At 53.6% G+C, this 17,382-nt stretch carries 13 protein-coding genes; 9 read left to right on the top strand and 4 right to left on the bottom strand.

The genetic code is table 11. The features are described from left to right. Positions 1-268: 268 nt before the first annotated feature. Entirely contained in the window at positions 269-1,204 is a 936-nt protein-coding gene (locus HMPREF2891_RS08010; protein WP_070664881.1) for an acetamidase/formamidase family protein, read from the bottom strand. A gap of 478 nt (positions 1,205-1,682) precedes the next feature. Between HMPREF2891_RS08010 and HMPREF2891_RS08005 the strand changes: the two genes are divergently transcribed. From HMPREF2891_RS08005 to HMPREF2891_RS07995, 3 genes are all read left to right on the top strand, one after another. Further along, positions 1,683-4,136 carry an MSCRAMM family protein gene (locus tag HMPREF2891_RS08005; RefSeq protein ID WP_148131754.1) on the top strand — a complete coding sequence of 818 codons (2,454 nt, stop codon included), beginning with the start codon at positions 1,683-1,685 and terminating at the stop codon, positions 4,134-4,136. Between the two features lie 99 nt (positions 4,137-4,235). Beyond that, entirely contained in the window at positions 4,236-5,774 is a 1,539-nt protein-coding gene (locus tag HMPREF2891_RS08000) for a SpaH/EbpB family LPXTG-anchored major pilin (RefSeq protein WP_070664877.1), read from the top strand. Between the two features lie 84 nt (positions 5,775-5,858). After that, complete coding sequence (locus HMPREF2891_RS07995) at positions 5,859-6,812, top strand: class C sortase (protein ID WP_083311313.1); 954 nt, start codon at positions 5,859-5,861, stop codon at positions 6,810-6,812. Between the two features lie 71 nt (positions 6,813-6,883). On the opposite strand, the gene HMPREF2891_RS07990 is transcribed toward HMPREF2891_RS07995, so the two are convergent. From HMPREF2891_RS07990 to HMPREF2891_RS07980, 3 genes are read right to left on the bottom strand one after another with little or no spacing between them, the layout of a single operon-like run. Then, positions 6,884-8,695, bottom strand: coding sequence for an ABC-ATPase domain-containing protein (locus tag HMPREF2891_RS07990; protein WP_083311312.1), 1,812 nt, complete (start codon positions 8,693-8,695; stop codon positions 6,884-6,886). Between the two features lie 28 nt (positions 8,696-8,723). After that, positions 8,724-8,981 carry a toxin gene (locus HMPREF2891_RS07985; protein WP_148131753.1) on the bottom strand — a complete coding sequence of 86 codons (258 nt, stop codon included), beginning with the start codon at positions 8,979-8,981 and terminating at the stop codon, positions 8,724-8,726. Then, positions 8,978-9,220 (bottom strand): ribbon-helix-helix domain-containing protein, encoded by a 243-nt coding sequence (locus HMPREF2891_RS07980; protein ID WP_186822317.1) that lies wholly within the window; start codon positions 9,218-9,220, stop codon positions 8,978-8,980. Before HMPREF2891_RS07980 ends, HMPREF2891_RS07985 begins: the two co-directional genes overlap by 4 nt. A gap of 98 nt (positions 9,221-9,318) precedes the next feature. Here HMPREF2891_RS07980 and HMPREF2891_RS09590 point away from each other — a divergent pair, with 98 nt between their 5' ends. From HMPREF2891_RS09590 to HMPREF2891_RS07950, 6 genes are all read left to right on the top strand, one after another. Then, entirely contained in the window at positions 9,319-11,418 is a 2,100-nt protein-coding gene (locus HMPREF2891_RS09590) for an alpha/beta fold hydrolase (RefSeq protein WP_083309357.1), read from the top strand. A 162-nt stretch (positions 11,419-11,580) separates the two neighbouring features. Then, positions 11,581-12,651, top strand: coding sequence for a hypothetical protein (locus tag HMPREF2891_RS07970; protein ID WP_148130884.1), 1,071 nt, complete (start codon positions 11,581-11,583; stop codon positions 12,649-12,651). 78 nt (positions 12,652-12,729) lie between these two features. Beyond that, positions 12,730-13,230: a hypothetical protein gene (locus HMPREF2891_RS07965; RefSeq protein WP_070664875.1), complete on the top strand. Its 501-nt coding sequence runs from the start codon at positions 12,730-12,732 to the stop codon at positions 13,228-13,230. A 61-nt stretch (positions 13,231-13,291) separates the two neighbouring features. Continuing rightward, the gene (nrdF, locus tag HMPREF2891_RS07960) at positions 13,292-14,254 is read left to right on the top strand and encodes a class 1b ribonucleoside-diphosphate reductase subunit beta (RefSeq protein WP_070665229.1); all 963 of its coding nucleotides are present in this window, start codon (positions 13,292-13,294) and stop codon (positions 14,252-14,254) included. 186 nt (positions 14,255-14,440) lie between these two features. After that, a complete protein-coding gene (locus tag HMPREF2891_RS07955; RefSeq protein ID WP_070664874.1) occupies positions 14,441-16,306 on the top strand; it encodes a glycoside hydrolase family 2 protein in 1,866 nt (621 codons plus the stop codon). Then, positions 16,303-17,382, top strand: a complete 1,080-nt coding sequence (locus HMPREF2891_RS07950) for a carbohydrate ABC transporter permease (protein ID WP_070664872.1) — start codon at positions 16,303-16,305, stop codon at positions 17,380-17,382. Before HMPREF2891_RS07955 ends, HMPREF2891_RS07950 begins: the two co-directional genes overlap by 4 nt.

The raw sequence follows: 17,382 nt of genomic DNA, 5'->3' as shown, positions 1-17,382 counted from the left end.
GTTTATCAAGGGGAATGAAGACTGATTCCCAACGAAGAGCCAACGACGCGCTTCGCGGTAGCAAGTTTATCAAGGGGAATGAAGACTGATTCCCAACCGTGCCACTGTTGCTTTGTGAGGTTGTACAAGTTTATCAAGGGGAATGAAGACTGATTCCCAACGCCAGCCGCACGCACTATCAACTAGGCGCAAGTTTATCAAGGGGAATGAAGACTGATCTGCGAGGGCCCCGACCTGCTGGTCGAGGCCCCCTTGGCAGTAACTAGGCTTACGCCTCTAACACTGATTTTGGAAGGCGATGTACCGTCACCGCACCAACCGCGTTGAAGGGGTGTAGCGGGTCCGGGTTCTCAGAGCCGGTGGGCCCACCGAGCTCCGAGTGTGCCAAGGCGCTCATCACCACGTAAGCATCGCCCGCGTCCCAACCATTATCGATGGTAAGGAAGTCAAACATATCCTCATAGCCGTTAGTGATCGACTGCTGCACCGGGTTTCCAATACCGATGAAACACCACTCATCGGCCGTCTCGATGCGGGGTGCGCGAATCTTCTTACCCTTAACCAAGTCAACCTCAACTACAGCTACACCCTCGGCCTCGATAGCCACAAAAGAGGACTCGCCGCGCGCCATAATCGCGTGAATATCACCGATGGAAAGATAAGCGCCCTCCACCTCAACAGGCAGATACACGGTCGATCCTGGCTTCGCGTCGGTCAGATCCATGTTGCCGCCGGAAGGGAAGCTCGGCATGATCGTCGAACCCGGCTGCCCCGCAGGAGCCGTACCAATACAACCAATCATCGGGCGAACCCCAGCTGAAAGGTTTTCCGTTAGCTTAACCACGCCATCCTCGATTGGAATCTGACGCGAAAACACATCCTCACCCATACGGCTCGCAAGAGCGCCAGAGCCGGGAAGCGACACGGACCAGCCGCACTCCTTCAACTGAATGTCACGAATCGTCACCTTCAACGTGTCACCAGGCTGCGCGCCCTCAACGTAAACCGGGCCCGTAACCGGGTTAATCGTGGATTCACACTGGCTTAGATCCTTCTTGTCGTGCAGCTCCGCGTAAAGAGCGTCATCAGTTTCAAAACCAATCGTCTGGCCCGTCCCCGGCTGGATGCGCAGAGCCGGAGCAATACCAGCATCAAAACTCGTGCGGCCATACTCTTTGCCAAGAAAATGATCGATGTGCGTCATTTGGACTCCTACCATTCAGGTGGCGTTCACGGTTTTCCGCCACGGGGTTTTGGCCATGCTATCCAAATGCCATGCGAGGGGGCGAAGCCACCTCTAAACGATCCACAAGGTGGACAGGTCTGGTCATGAGTTATTCGCCAGGAATCATTTACGATAATTTTTGAGACGCTTTATTTCCGCTATATGAGAACTTTCTAAATAAGATAATTGCTCGAAAAATCAAGGAAATAGATGGCAAAAGACAATAAATATATGAAATGCTTCGTCTGTTTTAGGGGGGGTATTGATTGGAACTATTTGACTTGGTTACTATGTCGTCAAACCCGGGAATTGAGTCCTATACGGTTTTGTCCATCATCACCCAAGGGGTTCTGAACCCCGCCCCATCACACAGTTACTGGATACGAATATGAGACACAGCTCGAAGCTTGGCCTCACCTTTCCTTCAAATCGGCAAGGGTGGCTTCTAAGCGGGGTATTGAGCGCCTCGTTTTTAGTAGCGACGCTTGCTGTGCCCGGTGTAGCCGGAGCGGAAGAGCAATCAGGTTTTTCTTCGCAGACTCAAAATGGCACATCTGAAACAGTGGTTCAAGAATCGGAAAAGCCAGGTACTAATCCCCCTGCTTTCTCGGAAGATTCCGATGATCCCTTAGCAAATGAGGGACGGGGCGATGTGGTCGAACAAGACTCAACGAGTATTCAAACTTCAGATGCTGAGAGTGCAGTGAGTGAAGAACTGCTGGGACATGGAGAGAATTCTGATCCTGATCTTGAGCTAAGTTCCGAATCTGCCCTACCTCAAGCGGTGGCGGCGGAAAATACCGCTTCCATAGGATACTGCCAGCCAGGCCGATACTACTCAATTGATCAATTAGGTAACGTGCGGCCACGTAGCGATCCGAACGTGAACATTGTTGGTCCCCCTCTTCCAGCTTTTCCTAAATTCCCGGCTCAGTCTAACGACAACCAAGGGCAATTAATTCAAGCTAACGCTCTGGGAATCGCACCCGACGGTACTGCCTACGCACTCGCCATATACGGGAAGAACCAGCAATGGATAAACGGAAAGTGGGATTGGGGTCCGGCATCGACTATTTGGATCGAGATTCGAAAAAGAGCCCCTAAAGCTAACGCGCCCTGGGAGTATGTGGCTAGGCATAAATCGGAATTTGGGGATTCTTGGGTTGCAGGTGGAGTGGACCCCTTGACCGGGACTTATTATTTTGGCCAGTTCACCCAGAGCTCGGTGAAAGTAGCGCAGGGCCAGGTAGAGATCCCCATTGCTTTTAGGCTCTTCAAGGTTGAAAACGGGACCATAGAATTAGTTGGATTGATACATCCTCAAACAGAACTTCGACGTAGCGGTAGCTTGAATTATGTTAGGGACTTTCAACTCAATGGTGATATCGCTTTCGACATCCTCGGAAACCTCCATATTCTAAGTGGCCACCCCCTTGGCGCGGATTTGTGGACCGTAAGTAAAGAACGGCTGGACGGCCTTAAAGGGGGCGAAATTAGAAGCGACACTGTGGTACAAAACCGCTTTGACGGTTCTGCCAACGTTGTCGGTGCGTCATTTAACGCAAATGGTTTGCTGTGGATTTCCGGCTATAAACAGCACTACACATTTAACCCAACAACAAATACGATGGCTCCTTTTGGCCAGCGACTTGCGCAGCAAAATAGTGAGACTGACCTGGGTTCTTGTGTTACACCCCCCACCCTAGGCGTGGAGAAGGTTTTGAGCGGCCCGAGAATTTCAGATGAACAGTTCAAGCTTTCAGTGGATCACCAACGTTCCGACGGTAGCCTTGTCGAATACACGGTTCCAGTGACCACCACTGGTGAAAAAGACGTTGTTGGAGGGCACGTAACAACCGTTGTTGTAGGTGAAGCCAAATACAAGATTTCTGAAAGCATTGTTCATCAACCTAAAGCGAATGATGCTGGGCAAGTAACCCTGGACATGTTTAAGTCCAGTCTCAGTTGCGCCGACCAAAACGGGAAAGAATACATAGCGAACAAAGAAGCGAGAGACGACTGGGTTATCACCATTCCAAAAAGCGTCAGCGTGACCAAACCTGACACTGGAGAAGTTGAAAACGTGGTTGCAAATATTAGGTGCACTTTAACCAACACGCCACGTAAAGCAAGCGTAGCTTGGTCAAAAGTAGATGATTCGACCCCCGCAAAACCGGTTTCTGGAAGCCAGTGGAGAATCGCCGGACCATTCGAAACAAATTTGGACGTCACAGACTGTGTGGCAGATAGTGCAGAGCAATGCGACGACTTAGATAAAGATCCAGCAGCAGGCAAGTTCAAAGTTGAAAATCTAAACTTTGGGGAATACACGCTGTCTGAAACCAGTGCGCCGGAGGGCTATCAGATTCCTGGAGACAGCAACTTGCGTACATTCACCGTGGACTCCAAGGTACCTGATTACGTATTCGAAACTGCGTTCGTAAACCCGCGCATAAAAGGCGTGGTTACTTGGGCAAAGGTTGACGAATCTAAGCCTAATCCACAATATTTAGCCGGTTCGCAATGGCAACTGAAGGGACCGGGCGAGGCGAAGACAGTCACAGACTGCGTGGCGCAGACCCCTCAGGAATGCACAAGCCTAGACAAGAATCCGGCCGCAGGCCGATTCAAAATAGATGAGCTTGTGTGGGGAGACTACGTGTTGTTCGAAACAAAAGCCCCAGCAGGGTACGAACTAGATGGCACGGAGCATCGTTTCACCATCGACGCAAGCCATTTGAAACACGAGTTTAAGACGCCGTTTGTGAATAAGAAGAAGCAAGCCCCCACTCTGCCACTAACCGGCGGCATAAGTAGAGACTTCTACATGCTTATAGGTTCTGTGTTCATCGCCGTTGGAATGACGGCAGTAACCGCACTTGGCATTCGTAGACGCAAACAGGAGGCATGAGTGGTGCAAACTATCCCGAACCTCGCTAAGCGTTTTCAATCAGATAAGAAACTTCAACAGATTTAAAAAGTGTCAACACACGAAAGGAAACCCTGGAAAATGAACACGAAAGGAACAGCCCTCGGGAAGGTTGTTGCGAGCGTTGGGGCTGTTGCTCTCACTTTCGCAGGTCTTCTCGGTGGCGCAACGATCGCGCAAGCCGCACCGCAGGTCGGCCCCGATCAGCCCGACCACCCAAAATCGGGTTCGCTGACCATCCACAAGTACGTTGGAGCTGAAGGCGGTCGTGGTGACGGTACGGAGCAGGTCATCGAAGGTAAAGATCCTCTAGCAGGAGCCAAATTTACTATTTGGCAGCTTGGCAAGAAGGATGGAGATACCTGTAAAGCACTTGATCTAAGCACCTACGAGGCGTGGACCGATCTACCAGAGAGCGCTCCTAAGACCATTGAAGAAGTAAAGAACACCTTCTGCCTCGTGAACGCGAATGGGACCGCACAGACTACGGATACGAACGGTGAAGCCAAGTTCTCGGATCTAGCTCTAGGGTTTTACTACGTGCAAGAAACCGAGGCGCCTGCCAATATCGTTTCAAAGACGGCGCCATTCTACGTATCCATTCCTCTGCCGCACGAGACGGAAAACTGGATTTACGACGTGCACGCCTACCCCAAGAACCAGAAGGGCGACGCTCCTAAGAAGGAAATCAATGCAGACAAGGGCCAGTCTGACAATGGTGTTACGGTTGGTAGCGTAGTTGAATGGACCATCACGCAGGTTGTTCCCGCTTTGAATGCCGGTGAAAAGTACACGTCTGCCTCAATCTGGGATTACCTGCCAGATAGCCTCGAATACGCTGAAACCACCGACGTCTCCTACGACGGCACCAAGCTTGCAGATACTGACTACACTCTTGTCCAGAATGGCCAGAACCTCACCTGGGAGCTAACGGATACTGGCCTGGGCAAACTCCAAGCAGGCAAGACAATCACCGTGAAGTTCAAGACCAAGGTGCTGAAAGTAACCGAGACCGGTGATATTGAAAACCCTGGTTCGGACGACCCGGAGACGCCGGGTTACGGTTCAGAGTTCAACGGTAACAAGATCCCTGGAGATCCCACGCCTCACACCTACTGGGGCCAGCTCCAGGTAACCAAGGTTGACAACTCTACCCCGGTTAACAAGCTTGCTGGTGCACAGTTCAAGGTATTCGATAACTTCGCAGACGGCGCATGCCCGGCCGCGGCTCCGGCTGAAGGTGCTGTAGCAACCGGTACTTCCAACGCGCAGGGCATCGTGCAGTGGGAGAACGTCGAACCGGATAACCCGCTTGGCCTGTGGGTAGCGAACTCTAAGGATGGTCCGCTAGCGGATCCGTCCAAGACGTACTGCCTGTACGAGACCAAGGTTCCTGCTGGCTACGCCGCAGACCAGTCTGGCAAGGCTGTAACGATTAAGCCCGGCACGACGCTGACGAAGGACGTCAACGATCTCACGGTCGTTAACACGAAGAAGGAAGGGCCAAACCTACCTCTTACCGGTGCTGGCGGAACCCTGCTACTTAGCATCATTGGTGTTGGTCTAGCAGCCGCTGGCGTCACGCTTGCCGTGGTGTCACGTCGCAAGCGTCAAAACTAGCTCTAAACAGAGCAGTTGAACGTAAGGGGCTCTGGTGGCTAATAGTTGCCTCCAGAGCCCCTTGAACAAATCATTAGAGACACAATGGGAACTGACTCAGAAGCAAAAAAACTCGCGCCCACTGGCAACCGGCGCGACCTACCACCCGCACCCGTGGCGTGGCGGTTCCCATGGCTAGCCTTCATCGCCAGCCTCATCATTGTTGTCGGTGTTTGCGTATTCCTCTACCCTCACGCGGCCTCCTGGTTTTCCCAAAAAGAACAATCTCGCGTCATCGCCCTCACACAAGAAATCACAGAGCAAAACGAGAAGAAAAAGCCCAACCCATACGTTGCGTTGCTTGAGCAGGCGCGCACATACAATGAAGCCCTCGCCTCCGGTGTGAAACTAGAAGCAGGCGCCAATGTTCCCAAAGGCTACGGCACCAACAGCAACCAAACCCTGAACTACCAAGACATGCTCTCGGACAACAAAGAAGGCGTAATGGGGCGCCTGCACTACGCGAAATTAGACATTGATCTGCCCATCTACCACGGAACCTCGGAAGCAACTCTTCTCAAAGGCGTCGGACACCTTGAAGGAACGTCACTACCCGTGGGTGGGATTGGGCAACGCTCCGTTTTAACTGCACATCGAGGCTTGCCTGAATCTACCCTTTTCACACATTTGGATAAAGCTAAAAAGGGTGACATTTTCACTGTTTCTGTTCTTGACCAGGTTTTCAGCTACCGAGTTATAGATCAAATCACCATCGAACCATCTGATACAGAAACTCTATTCGCCGATCCAGAAAAAGATCTGGTCACTCTCATCACCTGCACGCCACTTGGGATAAACACTCACCGCATTCTCGTAACTGGTGAGCGGATCATCCCCACTCCACAATCCGAACTGGACGATGCCAAAAAGGCGCCTGACCTGCCCGGGTTCCCGTGGTGGATAGTGATCCTACTGGTTACCGTTACGGGCACGGGAATCTACATTTGGCGAAGCGGTCGACAAAATCGATCCGCCAAACCAACGCAAGCCCAAGGCTAACGGGTAGACACTAACCGATAAGCGCTTCGGTGGGCTGGAGTGCGGGTCCTCTGAAATCGAACAAAGACGTATCAGGCGATTCGGATTGAACGGTAACGGTTAAGCGCCGCTGCTAAATCAACCATGCGGGGCCGCACCATGAACGCGGACTTTTCTGGACCGCCAAGACCATCCAGGCCGTGCTGCTCGATAATCTCATCCAACGCCCTCAAAGCATCGGCCAAAGTGGTTTCGCCATCAAACGCGGTTGCGCGCTCCCCATCGGTAAGCGCCCGAATCGCCCACGCGATTGCCTCCGTCTGGCCTCCATCCACAATCTGCTCCACGTTGGACACGTCAATATCTTGACGATCCAGCGAAATGCTATCCAGCCCCTTAGCCTTCGTTTTCGCCTTACCGCCATGCGCCTTAAGCGGGAGCATCACGCGCTGCTTCACAGCCGGGAAATCCTCCACGTCCATACGCTCACGCGGCTGAGCCGCCACAACCTCGCGCGCCTTCTGCGTCACGTCATGCGCCACATAGCTATCCATCATGAGCACCAAATCCGCCACATCCAGATAGTCACCGGAGCCGCCCATCACCAAAATCGTTGAAACGCCAGCCCGCGCCAGGCCCCCAATGCGATCCACAAACGGGGTGATCGGCTCCTTCTCATCCGCCACCAAAGCGCGCATACGCTGATCACGAATCATGAGGTTAGTAGCCGAGGTGTCCTCATCCACTAACAGCACGGGGCAGCCCACCTCCACGGCCTCCACAATCGAGGCCGCCTGCGAAGTTGAACCCGACGCGTTCTCCGTAGAAAAAGCCGCGGTATCCGCCCCGCCTGGCAGGTCATTAATGAACGCGGACACGTCAACCGAAGTGACTGCCCGGCCGTCCTCGGCACGCACTTTCACAGCGCTGGGCACAATCGCAACAAGTTCGCGGCCATCGCCCGGCACGTGAGCGTAAACGCCGCGCTGCAAAGCATTCAGCAACGTGGACTTACCGTGATAACCACCGCCCACAATCACCGTGATTCCCGGCTTCAAAGCCATGCCCTTAACTTCACCCGCGTGGGGCAGGGTCACGGTTTGCTCCAGTGATCCTGGCGAAGTGAAACGCACGGCCTCATCCATTGGATAATCCGAAATGCCGGAGCGGCGAGCCAGCACCGACTCATTTGCCACAAAACCAATCCAACCGTTATCAGCCAGTGCGGCCTGCAACGCCTGGTAATCCACGTACGTTTCCACGTGGCGACGCAGGTTAGCTAGGTGTTGCGCGGCGTCCTCGGAAACAAAATCAAACGTGTCCATCACCGTGTACGGAATATCAACGTCTGCAAGACGCGCCATGGAACGCCCCATGATTGTGCGTCCGCGAGCGGGGAACTGGCACTGGAATCGCACCTCAACCGCGGTTTTGTCAACGGATGCGTAAGAGCGCTCCAAAATCTCTTGGCCGCAACGCGCAATGCGGATCTCTGGGGTTTTTGAACTGTTCTTCGCAAACTCGCGCGCCAGGAAATCAGCTACAGCCACGCGCTTTTCACGAGTATCAAGCAGATCTTCAGGGATGCCCATCTTCACCGGCGATGCGGTAGCGCGCAACTGCGATGGTGGCGCGTAAGGATCGGACTGCACGCGGTCGATATGCAAAGTGAAATCGCCATAATCGTAATCGCCAACCACGGACTTGTACTGGCCATAGTTGCGGCCATCAATTTCGTGGAACCGATCAATCAGATCCTGATCCGAACCCGACTTGCGTTCAAACTCGCGCTTACCGCGATATCCGTCCCGATCGCCGCGGAACCCGCCGTGGCCTCGATTGTCACGAAAACCGCCGCCGCGCCCGCCTCGAAACTGATAGCCGCGATCATAAAAGTCTGCCATGTTACTTCCTAAAACCTGTCAACCCGCTCTAATTTAACAAATCGAGATATTGCGTCCGAGCCTTCATCGCATGGATAACGAGTTCATTTCCGCTGTCAAAGATCAGCACTACAAGCTCTAATAGTCTTCCTGCGTTGTCGAAACCCAGCCTCAGTTCTCTTTGGGGATTTTCATCATCCAAGGCAGCGACCCAAAGAGGGAACGTTGCTGCCTTGAGAATGTCGTCATCGCTAATATGATCGCGTTCTTGGTGTTTTCGTGCTGAGTTGTGCAGTGAAATCTTCACGTCAGAACCGCTTCGCGAATCAGTGCGGATCGGGTGATGTTTTCTTGCGCCGCGCGTTGGTCAATGCGTTTCAATTCGTCGGCAGTGAAACGGATGGCAACAACCTGGCTTGGTTCGGCTCCGCGACCTGGCCGGCCACGTTTCTTCAGCTGTGTAGCGTTGTATCCCGCTTCAGCTTCTTGAACCCACTTCTCAATCTGTTCTTCGGTGACTTCTTTCCCTGCAATAGTTTCACGCATATGAATATCGTAATACGAAATTGCTAAGGAAGGAAAGAGCGATTGCCTGGTAATCATCGCTTTACGAGGATGTCTGGCTTCATCGTTAGAATGAGCGTATGACTTTGATTGCTGCCACCGACGGATCCTCCTTGGGAAATCCTGGCCCCGCCGGCTGGGCCTGGTACATGGACGAGCGAAACTGGAGTGCCGGAGCGCTAGAAGAGAGCACGAATAATGTGGGCGAGCTACTTGCCGTACTCGACCTCCTGCGCCAAACCAGGGGCGCGTCAGAAGACCTGCATATTTTTGCCGATTCGCAGTACGTCATTAACGCCCTCACTAAATGGCGTTTCGCTTGGAAACGTAAGGGTTGGAAGAAGGGCGATGGCAAACCGGTAGCTAATCGGGAAATCATGGAAGCTTTGGACGAAGAACTTGAATACGCTCGCAAGAAGGGCCGCAAAGTCGAGTTCGAGTGGGTGCGCGGACACAACGATCACAACATGAACGAGCGCGCCGATGACCTTGCCCGCGGCGCTGCAACCGCAATTCAAAGCGGGAAAACGGTTAAAGAGGGGCCGGGGTTTTCTCGCATCGGCCAGGGTGAAGTTGACGCGGGTCCGTCCGAAGAGGTGGGTCCGTCCGGTGAAGAATCCGACTCGTCCTCGAAAAGTGGCAACGTAGCGCACGCAACCGGCGGCCAGGAAAGAAAACTAGAAGAGCCTGTGAACGAGATGAACATGCTGTTCTCATTCGATGAGCCCGTTAAAGGAACCACGGTGAAAGAAACCAGTAACTCAGACGATAAGCATGTAGAAAGCAGGCAGCAGAAAGAAAAGAAGGTAGCTTCGGTGAACAGTGCGGTTTCAAAGTCGGCTAGCGAGGGCGCGAGCCGCCACACTTACATTCAGCACGGTGCACACGTAACTGAACACCGCCTGCAGGTGCCACTGGATTACTCCGACCTGAATGGACGTCAGATCGAACTGTTTGCCCGCGAAGTGACGCTGGATAAGAACGGTCCAAACACTGACCAGCCCGCAATCATTTTCATGCAGGGAGGCCCGGGCGGACGTGCGCCGCGCCCCGGCGACTTCAACAGTGGCTGGATCGGTGAGGCGCTGAAAACCCACCGGGTGATCCTAATGGACGAGCGTGGCACCGGCCTTTCAACCCGCCTGGACGCCCTGACGCTTTCCGAGTTCGCTACGGTTAAAGACCAGGTCAACTACGTTAAGCACTTCCGCGCAGACAACATGGTGCGCGACGCGGAGCTGCTGCGCGGTGAAATCAACGCCGGCAAGAAGTGGGCCAGCCTGGGCCAATCCTACGGTGGCTTCATCAACACGTCGTACCTTTCCCATGCCCCCGAGGGCCTCTCGGCGGTCTACTACACGGGCGGCCTGCCTGGCCTGGTAAGCATTGACGAAATATACCGTCGCACCTACCGCGCAACAGCGGCTCGCAACGAGGTTTACTTCAAGCGATACGAGGCGGACCAGCAAACGCTGAAAGACGTGCTCACCCACCTCGACACACATGAAGAGATTTTGCCAACGGGGGAGCGCCTGACTTCCCGCCGTCTGCGCATGCTTGGCCTCATGCTCGGAACCACCACCGGATTCGACCAGTTGCACTACTTCTTTGAGGGTCCGTTTGTGAGCGTGCGCGGGCAGAAGCGTCTGAACACGCAGTTCCTCGACATGGTGGGGCGCCAGCTCTCGCAGGGCGATTCGCCAATGTACGGGGTATTGCACGAGACGATTTACGCCGGCGCTACGCCAGACCTTCGCGGTGAGGCCACAAATTGGGCGGCTGAGCGCTTGCTAGCCGAGGTGGGATCAGGGATCCCTGAAGGGTTCGCGCCCGCGCCGGACTACCGGGCTGAAAGTCCGGTTTATCTGACCGGTGAGCACATGTACCCCCTCATCTATGATGAGGATCCAGCGCTTGCTCCCATGCGCGAATTGGCGCACGAACTCGCGGCTTTCACGGACTGGGAGCCGGTTTACAACCCCGAGCAGCTGGCAAACAACGAGGTACCCGGAGCCGCAGCCGTCTACTTCGAAGACATGTTTGTGCCCACCGACCTGTCTCTTCAAACCGCGGAGCTCGCCGGCATTCGCACCTGGGTGACCAACGAATACCAGCACGACGGACTCCGAGCTAACGGAGCTGCGGTGTTCCAACACCTGCAAAACCTGCTTGAAGATTAACTGCCTAGACGTCTCGCCGAAGTCTGTCGCAAACTGTGATGGTTCCAGCCGCGTAAGCCGCATCATTTCGTAGGAAAATGAATAGTTACGATTTGATCACCTATTGGCGTGTCCAGTTGAAACCGCTACAATTGGAACGTTCGAGTGCGAATGTGGGGTTTTATGAGGCAAAAGAGGCTTTTTAACAGCCGCCTCCTAGCGATGGGGGCGGCAATTGTTCTGCCACTCTCCCTTGCTACACCAGCCCTTGCCGCGCCTGATCTCTCGGTGGACGCGCGCACAACCCTCATCTCCACCACTTTTGCCGGCGACATTCAGATGGTGCGTTACGAAGAAGCCCCTAGCGAAGCCGCTATTGCAACTTCTATTCGCCAATTCAATCAGTCCGCAAAAACCGTTTACCTTATCAACCCGTTTGTTGATGGCGGCACCGCAACCATCGCGGGAGCTCCCAAATCGCAGCGTCCCGGCCCCGTCCTCTTCACTGAAAAGAATGGGGAACTTAGCGAGCGCACACTACTTGAAATCGCGCGACTTTGCCCCGAAACCGTAGTTGTTGTTGGTGAGGGAGTGGCTGAACAAGCCGGCGCGTCCGCACGCGAATTCGCGCAAACCGCTCGTGACAACAACGGTGCCCTTACCGGACAGGTTGAACTATTGACCTGGCAGGGTGAATCCGCCGAGGCTACTTCAAACCTGATTGCGGAGGCCATTTACTCAAAGGGCGCCAAACGCGTTTACCTGGTGGGGGCTGACGACGAGAACAAGGATGCGCTCGCGGCGATTGCTGGCACCATGGGTGATGGCCCCGTGCTCCTGGTCAGCAAAGAGCACGTACAGCAGGCCAAGCAAATCGCTGCAAGCCTAGAACCGGATTATGTTGTAGGAATCGGTGCGCTAGACCCGAAGCTGGTGGACGAAGTAGCAGGATCGTTCCGCAAGAGCTCCATCAGCGGGTCCGTTAAGTCAGTTGCCCTAAACGCTGCAACCGCGCGGAAAGTTGAAAAGAACTCCGTGACAGCGGTTGCCGCGCAAGACGACCCAGCCAGCCTCATTTTGGCGGCTGAGTCCGCAAGCGGTCCCCTTATTCCACTACCTGCCGATACAAGCGAAACCGAAGCGGTAGCTACTGTGCTGCTGACAAATAAGCTGACTGAGGCCTCGTCAAAACGATTTGTAGTCTTTGGCGCAAAGGATCCTGACGGCAAGCTTTTCAAAGCGGCGCAGAAGTAGCCTGTTGCTTGTCTCGCCCTAGTCTGCCAGCCGAACTACACTAGAGCGTAACTGTTGTTAAGAATGCTAGGAGCAGCCATGAGCACGCAAGCCGCACTCGAACAAGACTTTAAAAGCGAGGTTGTGAAGACTTTGACCGAGCTGCACGACTGGAGCGTTGACAACCCCGTTGAGACCGAATCTATCGTGCTTGGGCTAACCATATTCGCATGGTATGCAATGCCTGACATTCTGCGCGGATCCGGCACTCGCTTTGTGGCAAAGAGCGCTCTGCTTGGTGGGATTGGCGCCTACTACAAGCACGTGGGTTATACCGCTGAGGACGTGAAAGAGGCGGGAGCGCAACTGCAGTACTCCTGGAAGAAGAACTTCGGTGATCTGCCCGTGGCCGCGCAGGTGGGTATTGGCGTTGGGGCGGTAGCGGCCGCACTTAAAGTGAACTCGCTTGTGGAGCGCTACATCCTCCATCGCGGCGAGCGTCGCAAGCGTGCGGGCAAGAAGATGCCACACATTCGCCAGGGTCTAGTTCTTGGAGCAGTGGCCGGCGGGGTAACTTACTTCGCCCTCAAAAATCAGTAATAGTAAGGAAGTCACGCGACACGCGTGCATGATCGGTTGCAAGTGAAAGGCGCAGTTGAAGTTGGCTGAAGGAAACGTTTTCGAAGCGATTAACTGGAACAAACTTGAGGACGAAAAAGACCTGGAGGTTTGGGACAGGCTTACGGGTAACTTCTGGTTGCCAGAAAAGATTCCGTTGTCGAATGACATCCCGTCTTGGCGTACGCTAAATGCCGCTGAGAAGGATATGACTAATAAGGTTTTCACAAACCTCACGCTTCTTGACACCCTGCAGGGCACCGTCGGCGCGATTTCGCTGATTCCCGACGCGCGCACGCAGCACGAAGAGGCCGTGCTCACGAACATCGCGTTCATGGAGTCCGTGCACGCCAGGTCTTACTCCTCGATCTTCTCCACGCTGCTTTCTACCAGCGAGATTAACGAGGTGTTCCGCTGGTCTGAAGAGAACGCGGAGTTGCAGAACAAGGCGCGCATTATTAACAGCTTCTACGTGGGTGATGACCCAGAGAAGAAGAAGGTTGCCTCAACGATGCTTGAGTCGTTCCTCTTCTACTCTGGCTTCTACGCGCCCATGTACTGGTCTGCGCACGCCAAGCTTACGAACACGGCGGATCTGATCCGTCTGATCATTCGTGACGAGGCCGTGCACGGTTACTACATTGGTTACAAGTACCAGCTGGCGGTTGCAGAGGCGTCGCCGCAGCGCCAGGCCGAGCTGAAGGATTACACGTTCGAGCTTTTGGACGAACTGTACGAGAACGAAGAGAAGTTCACGGAAGACCTGTACGATCCGCTAGGTCTAACGGAAGACGTGAAGAAGTTCCTGCGCTACAACGCGAACAAGGCCCTCATGAACCTGGGATACGAGTCGCTATTCCCGCCGGAGAGCACGGACGTCAACCCCGCAATCCTCGCTGCGCTTTCGCCAAACGCGGACGAGAACCATGACTTCTTCTCCGGTTCAGGTTCCTCTTACGTTATCGGCGACATCGAAGACACTGAGGACGACGACTGGGATTTCTAGTTTGAAAACTGAGGTTTACCACCGATTTTGAGGTGGTTTGCCAAGGTAAAGCAGAAGAGCCTGGACTTGCACATACGAGTCCGGGCTCTTTCATAAACATGGCGCGCGTCACAAAAGTAATCAGATTGTTACAAAATTTGTTTGCTACGCGGCAAATGTCTTTGCTACGTAGCATATAGTCGGTATATGAGAGTCAACGATGACAATTTCTTCAAATGGTTAGAAGCCGGCTATCCACGGCCGCAGCTGTGCAGAGAAGAATGGCACAGTCTTAATGGCGAATGGGGATTTCAAGAAGATCCCGATGATGTTGGGCTAGATCAGAAGTGGTATAAAACCGATAGGTCGGATGCCTTTGGTCATGCCATTATCGTGCCGTTCCCACCGGGGTCAAAGAAGTCTGGCTATACGTGGCAAGACGCTCAAAATGACTCGGAAGTTGTTTGGTACAAACGAACGATTACAGCTGAGAATCTGACAAGCTCATTGAAACGTCCGGAGTGGTTCATAAACTTCGAAGCGGTGGATTATGAGTGCGATGTTTGGGTTAATGGTCAACATGCCGCTCGTCATCGCGGAGGTTATACGCCGTTCTCGGTGCAACTTGAGGGCGATGCTCCTTTCGAAGTGGTGGTTCGGGCGAAGGATTGCCCTATTGCTAGCCAACCGAGGGGTAAGCAGTCTTGGCGTAAAGAAATTAATGGAATTTGGTACGAACGCAGTACAGGAATTTGGCGCGATGTTTGGCTAGAAGCTCGCCCGGGGCTGGCTATCGAAGATCTGTATTGGCGCTCTGATGTTGAAGGTGCGCAGCTGATCGGCCAGATCACTTTGTCGAAGGAGCCTGAAGCGAACACCAAGTTCACGGTTCGGGCCAGGAGCAAGAACAACGATATTGCCGACATTTTGGTTTGCCCTAACACGCGAGTTTTTGATGTGGTGATTCCTCTTCCGCAAATCAAGAACAACATGGATTCACAAGAATGGTTGTGGGCGCCAGCGCATCCGAACTTGATTGACCTCTTCCTAACCTTGGAATCTGGCCGCGGTGTGGATCGCGTAGTGTCTTATGCGGGTATCCGAAGCGTTAGTGTGTCAGAGGACTACCTGCACATCAATGGCCAGCCTGTATACATCAGGGGAATTCTGGACCAGGGATACTGGCCAGAGAGTTACTTTACTGCCCCCTTCCCTGAAGCCATTCGAGATGAGATTCGACTTATCTTGGACCTTGGTTTCAACCTTTCAAGAATTCATGAGAGAACCCCGGATCGCCGCTACCTGGCGTGGGCAGATTCCCTTGGGCTCCTACTTTGGGCAGAGTTCCCCTCCTCATATGTTTTTGACGACAGCGCTTTGACTGATCTGTCTGCAGAATGGCTCAGTGCGGTTCGTAGAGATAGGTCGTCTCCGTCAATCATCACCTGGGTTCCAATAAACGAATCCTGGGGTGTTCCGCAGATAGCCGCCGATGTAAGGCAGCGAGCCTTTGTGGAGGGGCTGGCGAATCTAACCCGCGCGGTAGATGACACCCGCCCAATAAGTTCAAACGACGGTTGGGAACAGCCCGCTACGGACATAGTCACCACCCATGACTACGCGGATAAGCCGGAGCAACTCCAGTGCGCGTACGTCAGTGAAAGCGCCATGAGGCAATCCGTAAACGGCATCGGTCCCCAAGGGCGTCGAACCCTCCTCGATTCGGATTGGGATTTCGATAAACCCGTCATTGTCTCCGAATTTGGAGGAATCGCCTTGGCCGAGGGGAATTCGAAGCACTGGGGTTACAGGACGGTTGGTTCTAAGGAAGAGTACGAGAAAGTTTTTAGAGGACTTGTCTTTGCTCTACTTGAATCACCTTTCTTGGCTGGTTTCTGCTACACGCAGCTAACGGATACCGCGCAGGAGGTAAACGGGATTTGCACTCCTGATAGGAAACCGAAACTGCCTAAGCAAACCGTTCGAGAGATTATTACCGGCTCAAAGCCGCACGATTCTCAAGTGCGTCCCCGAGTGGTAACCGAACACGCAGTGGGGGTAGCTGAAAAATGACCTCAACACGTAGTGCTCGCGACATTAGACGATGGTTCACCAATTTTGGTTTCACAGTTCCATTTCTGCTGTTCTACATAGCGTTCATCCTTTACCCCGTTATCCAGGCGGTACTGATGAGCTTCTTCGATTGGGATTTACTTGGTAGAACACCGCAGTGGGTGGGATTCGATAACTACAAGCAGATGCTCGGCGGAGTCGGGATTGAATGGAGCGTTGGATCCTCTTGGTGGGTGCAGCTAACACTTCTGATTCTTGCCGCAGTAGCTGCAGTTTGGGCAGTACGCAATAATCGCCTTCGTTCAGGTGAAATCTTGCTAGTTGCTTCCCTGATCGTAGCTGCCTTTCTGCTCGGCTTTAACGCGGGAGACACCGGGGCTTGGAACGACCCGCGCTTTTGGAACGCCTTCAAGAACACGGTGGTTTTCACAATCGTGTCAACACCCATCATTGCTGGGTTGGGCCTAGCTTTTGCACTATTGCTTGATCTGGGCAAAAAAGGAAATGGATTTTACCGAGCAGCCCTTTTTGTCCCGTACATCCTTCCAGTATCGGTAGCCACCCTTATTTGGGGATACATGCTCAACCCCTCGCGAGGAATAGTTGCCAAACTGACCGACACATTAGGTGTTGGCGTAGTGGCTTGGCTGTCGGATCCACGCACTGCAATGGCCGCAATCGTTGTGACTACCGTGTGGTGGACGGTGGGCTTCAACATGATCCTGTTCGGAGCCGGCCTGCAAGATATTGATCCCACTCTGTATGAAGCTGCAGCAATTGATGGTGCGGGGCCATGGCGAAAGTTTGTATCGATCACCTTGCCTGGACTGAAGCACGCGACGCTACTGGTTGTAGTTACCCAGGTGATCGCCTCATTCCAGATTTTTGGTCAGGTGAGCATCATGACAAATGGTGGGCCTGGAGGCGTCACAGATGTTTTGGTTCGATACATCTACCAAACCGGTTTCAGGGATTCGAACCTGGGGTATGCCTCCGCGATGTCACTTTTCCTATTCGTAGTCATGGTCTTTGTTTCACTTATCCAGTTCCTCATGTCGCGCGAAAGGAGCAACTGA

The sequence above is a fragment of the Actinomyces sp. HMSC065F11 genome, assembly GCF_001813085.1.
Lineage (GTDB): Bacteria > Actinomycetota > Actinomycetes > Actinomycetales > Actinomycetaceae > Gleimia > Gleimia europaea.
This window is presented reverse-complemented; position numbering and strand designations above follow the sequence as displayed.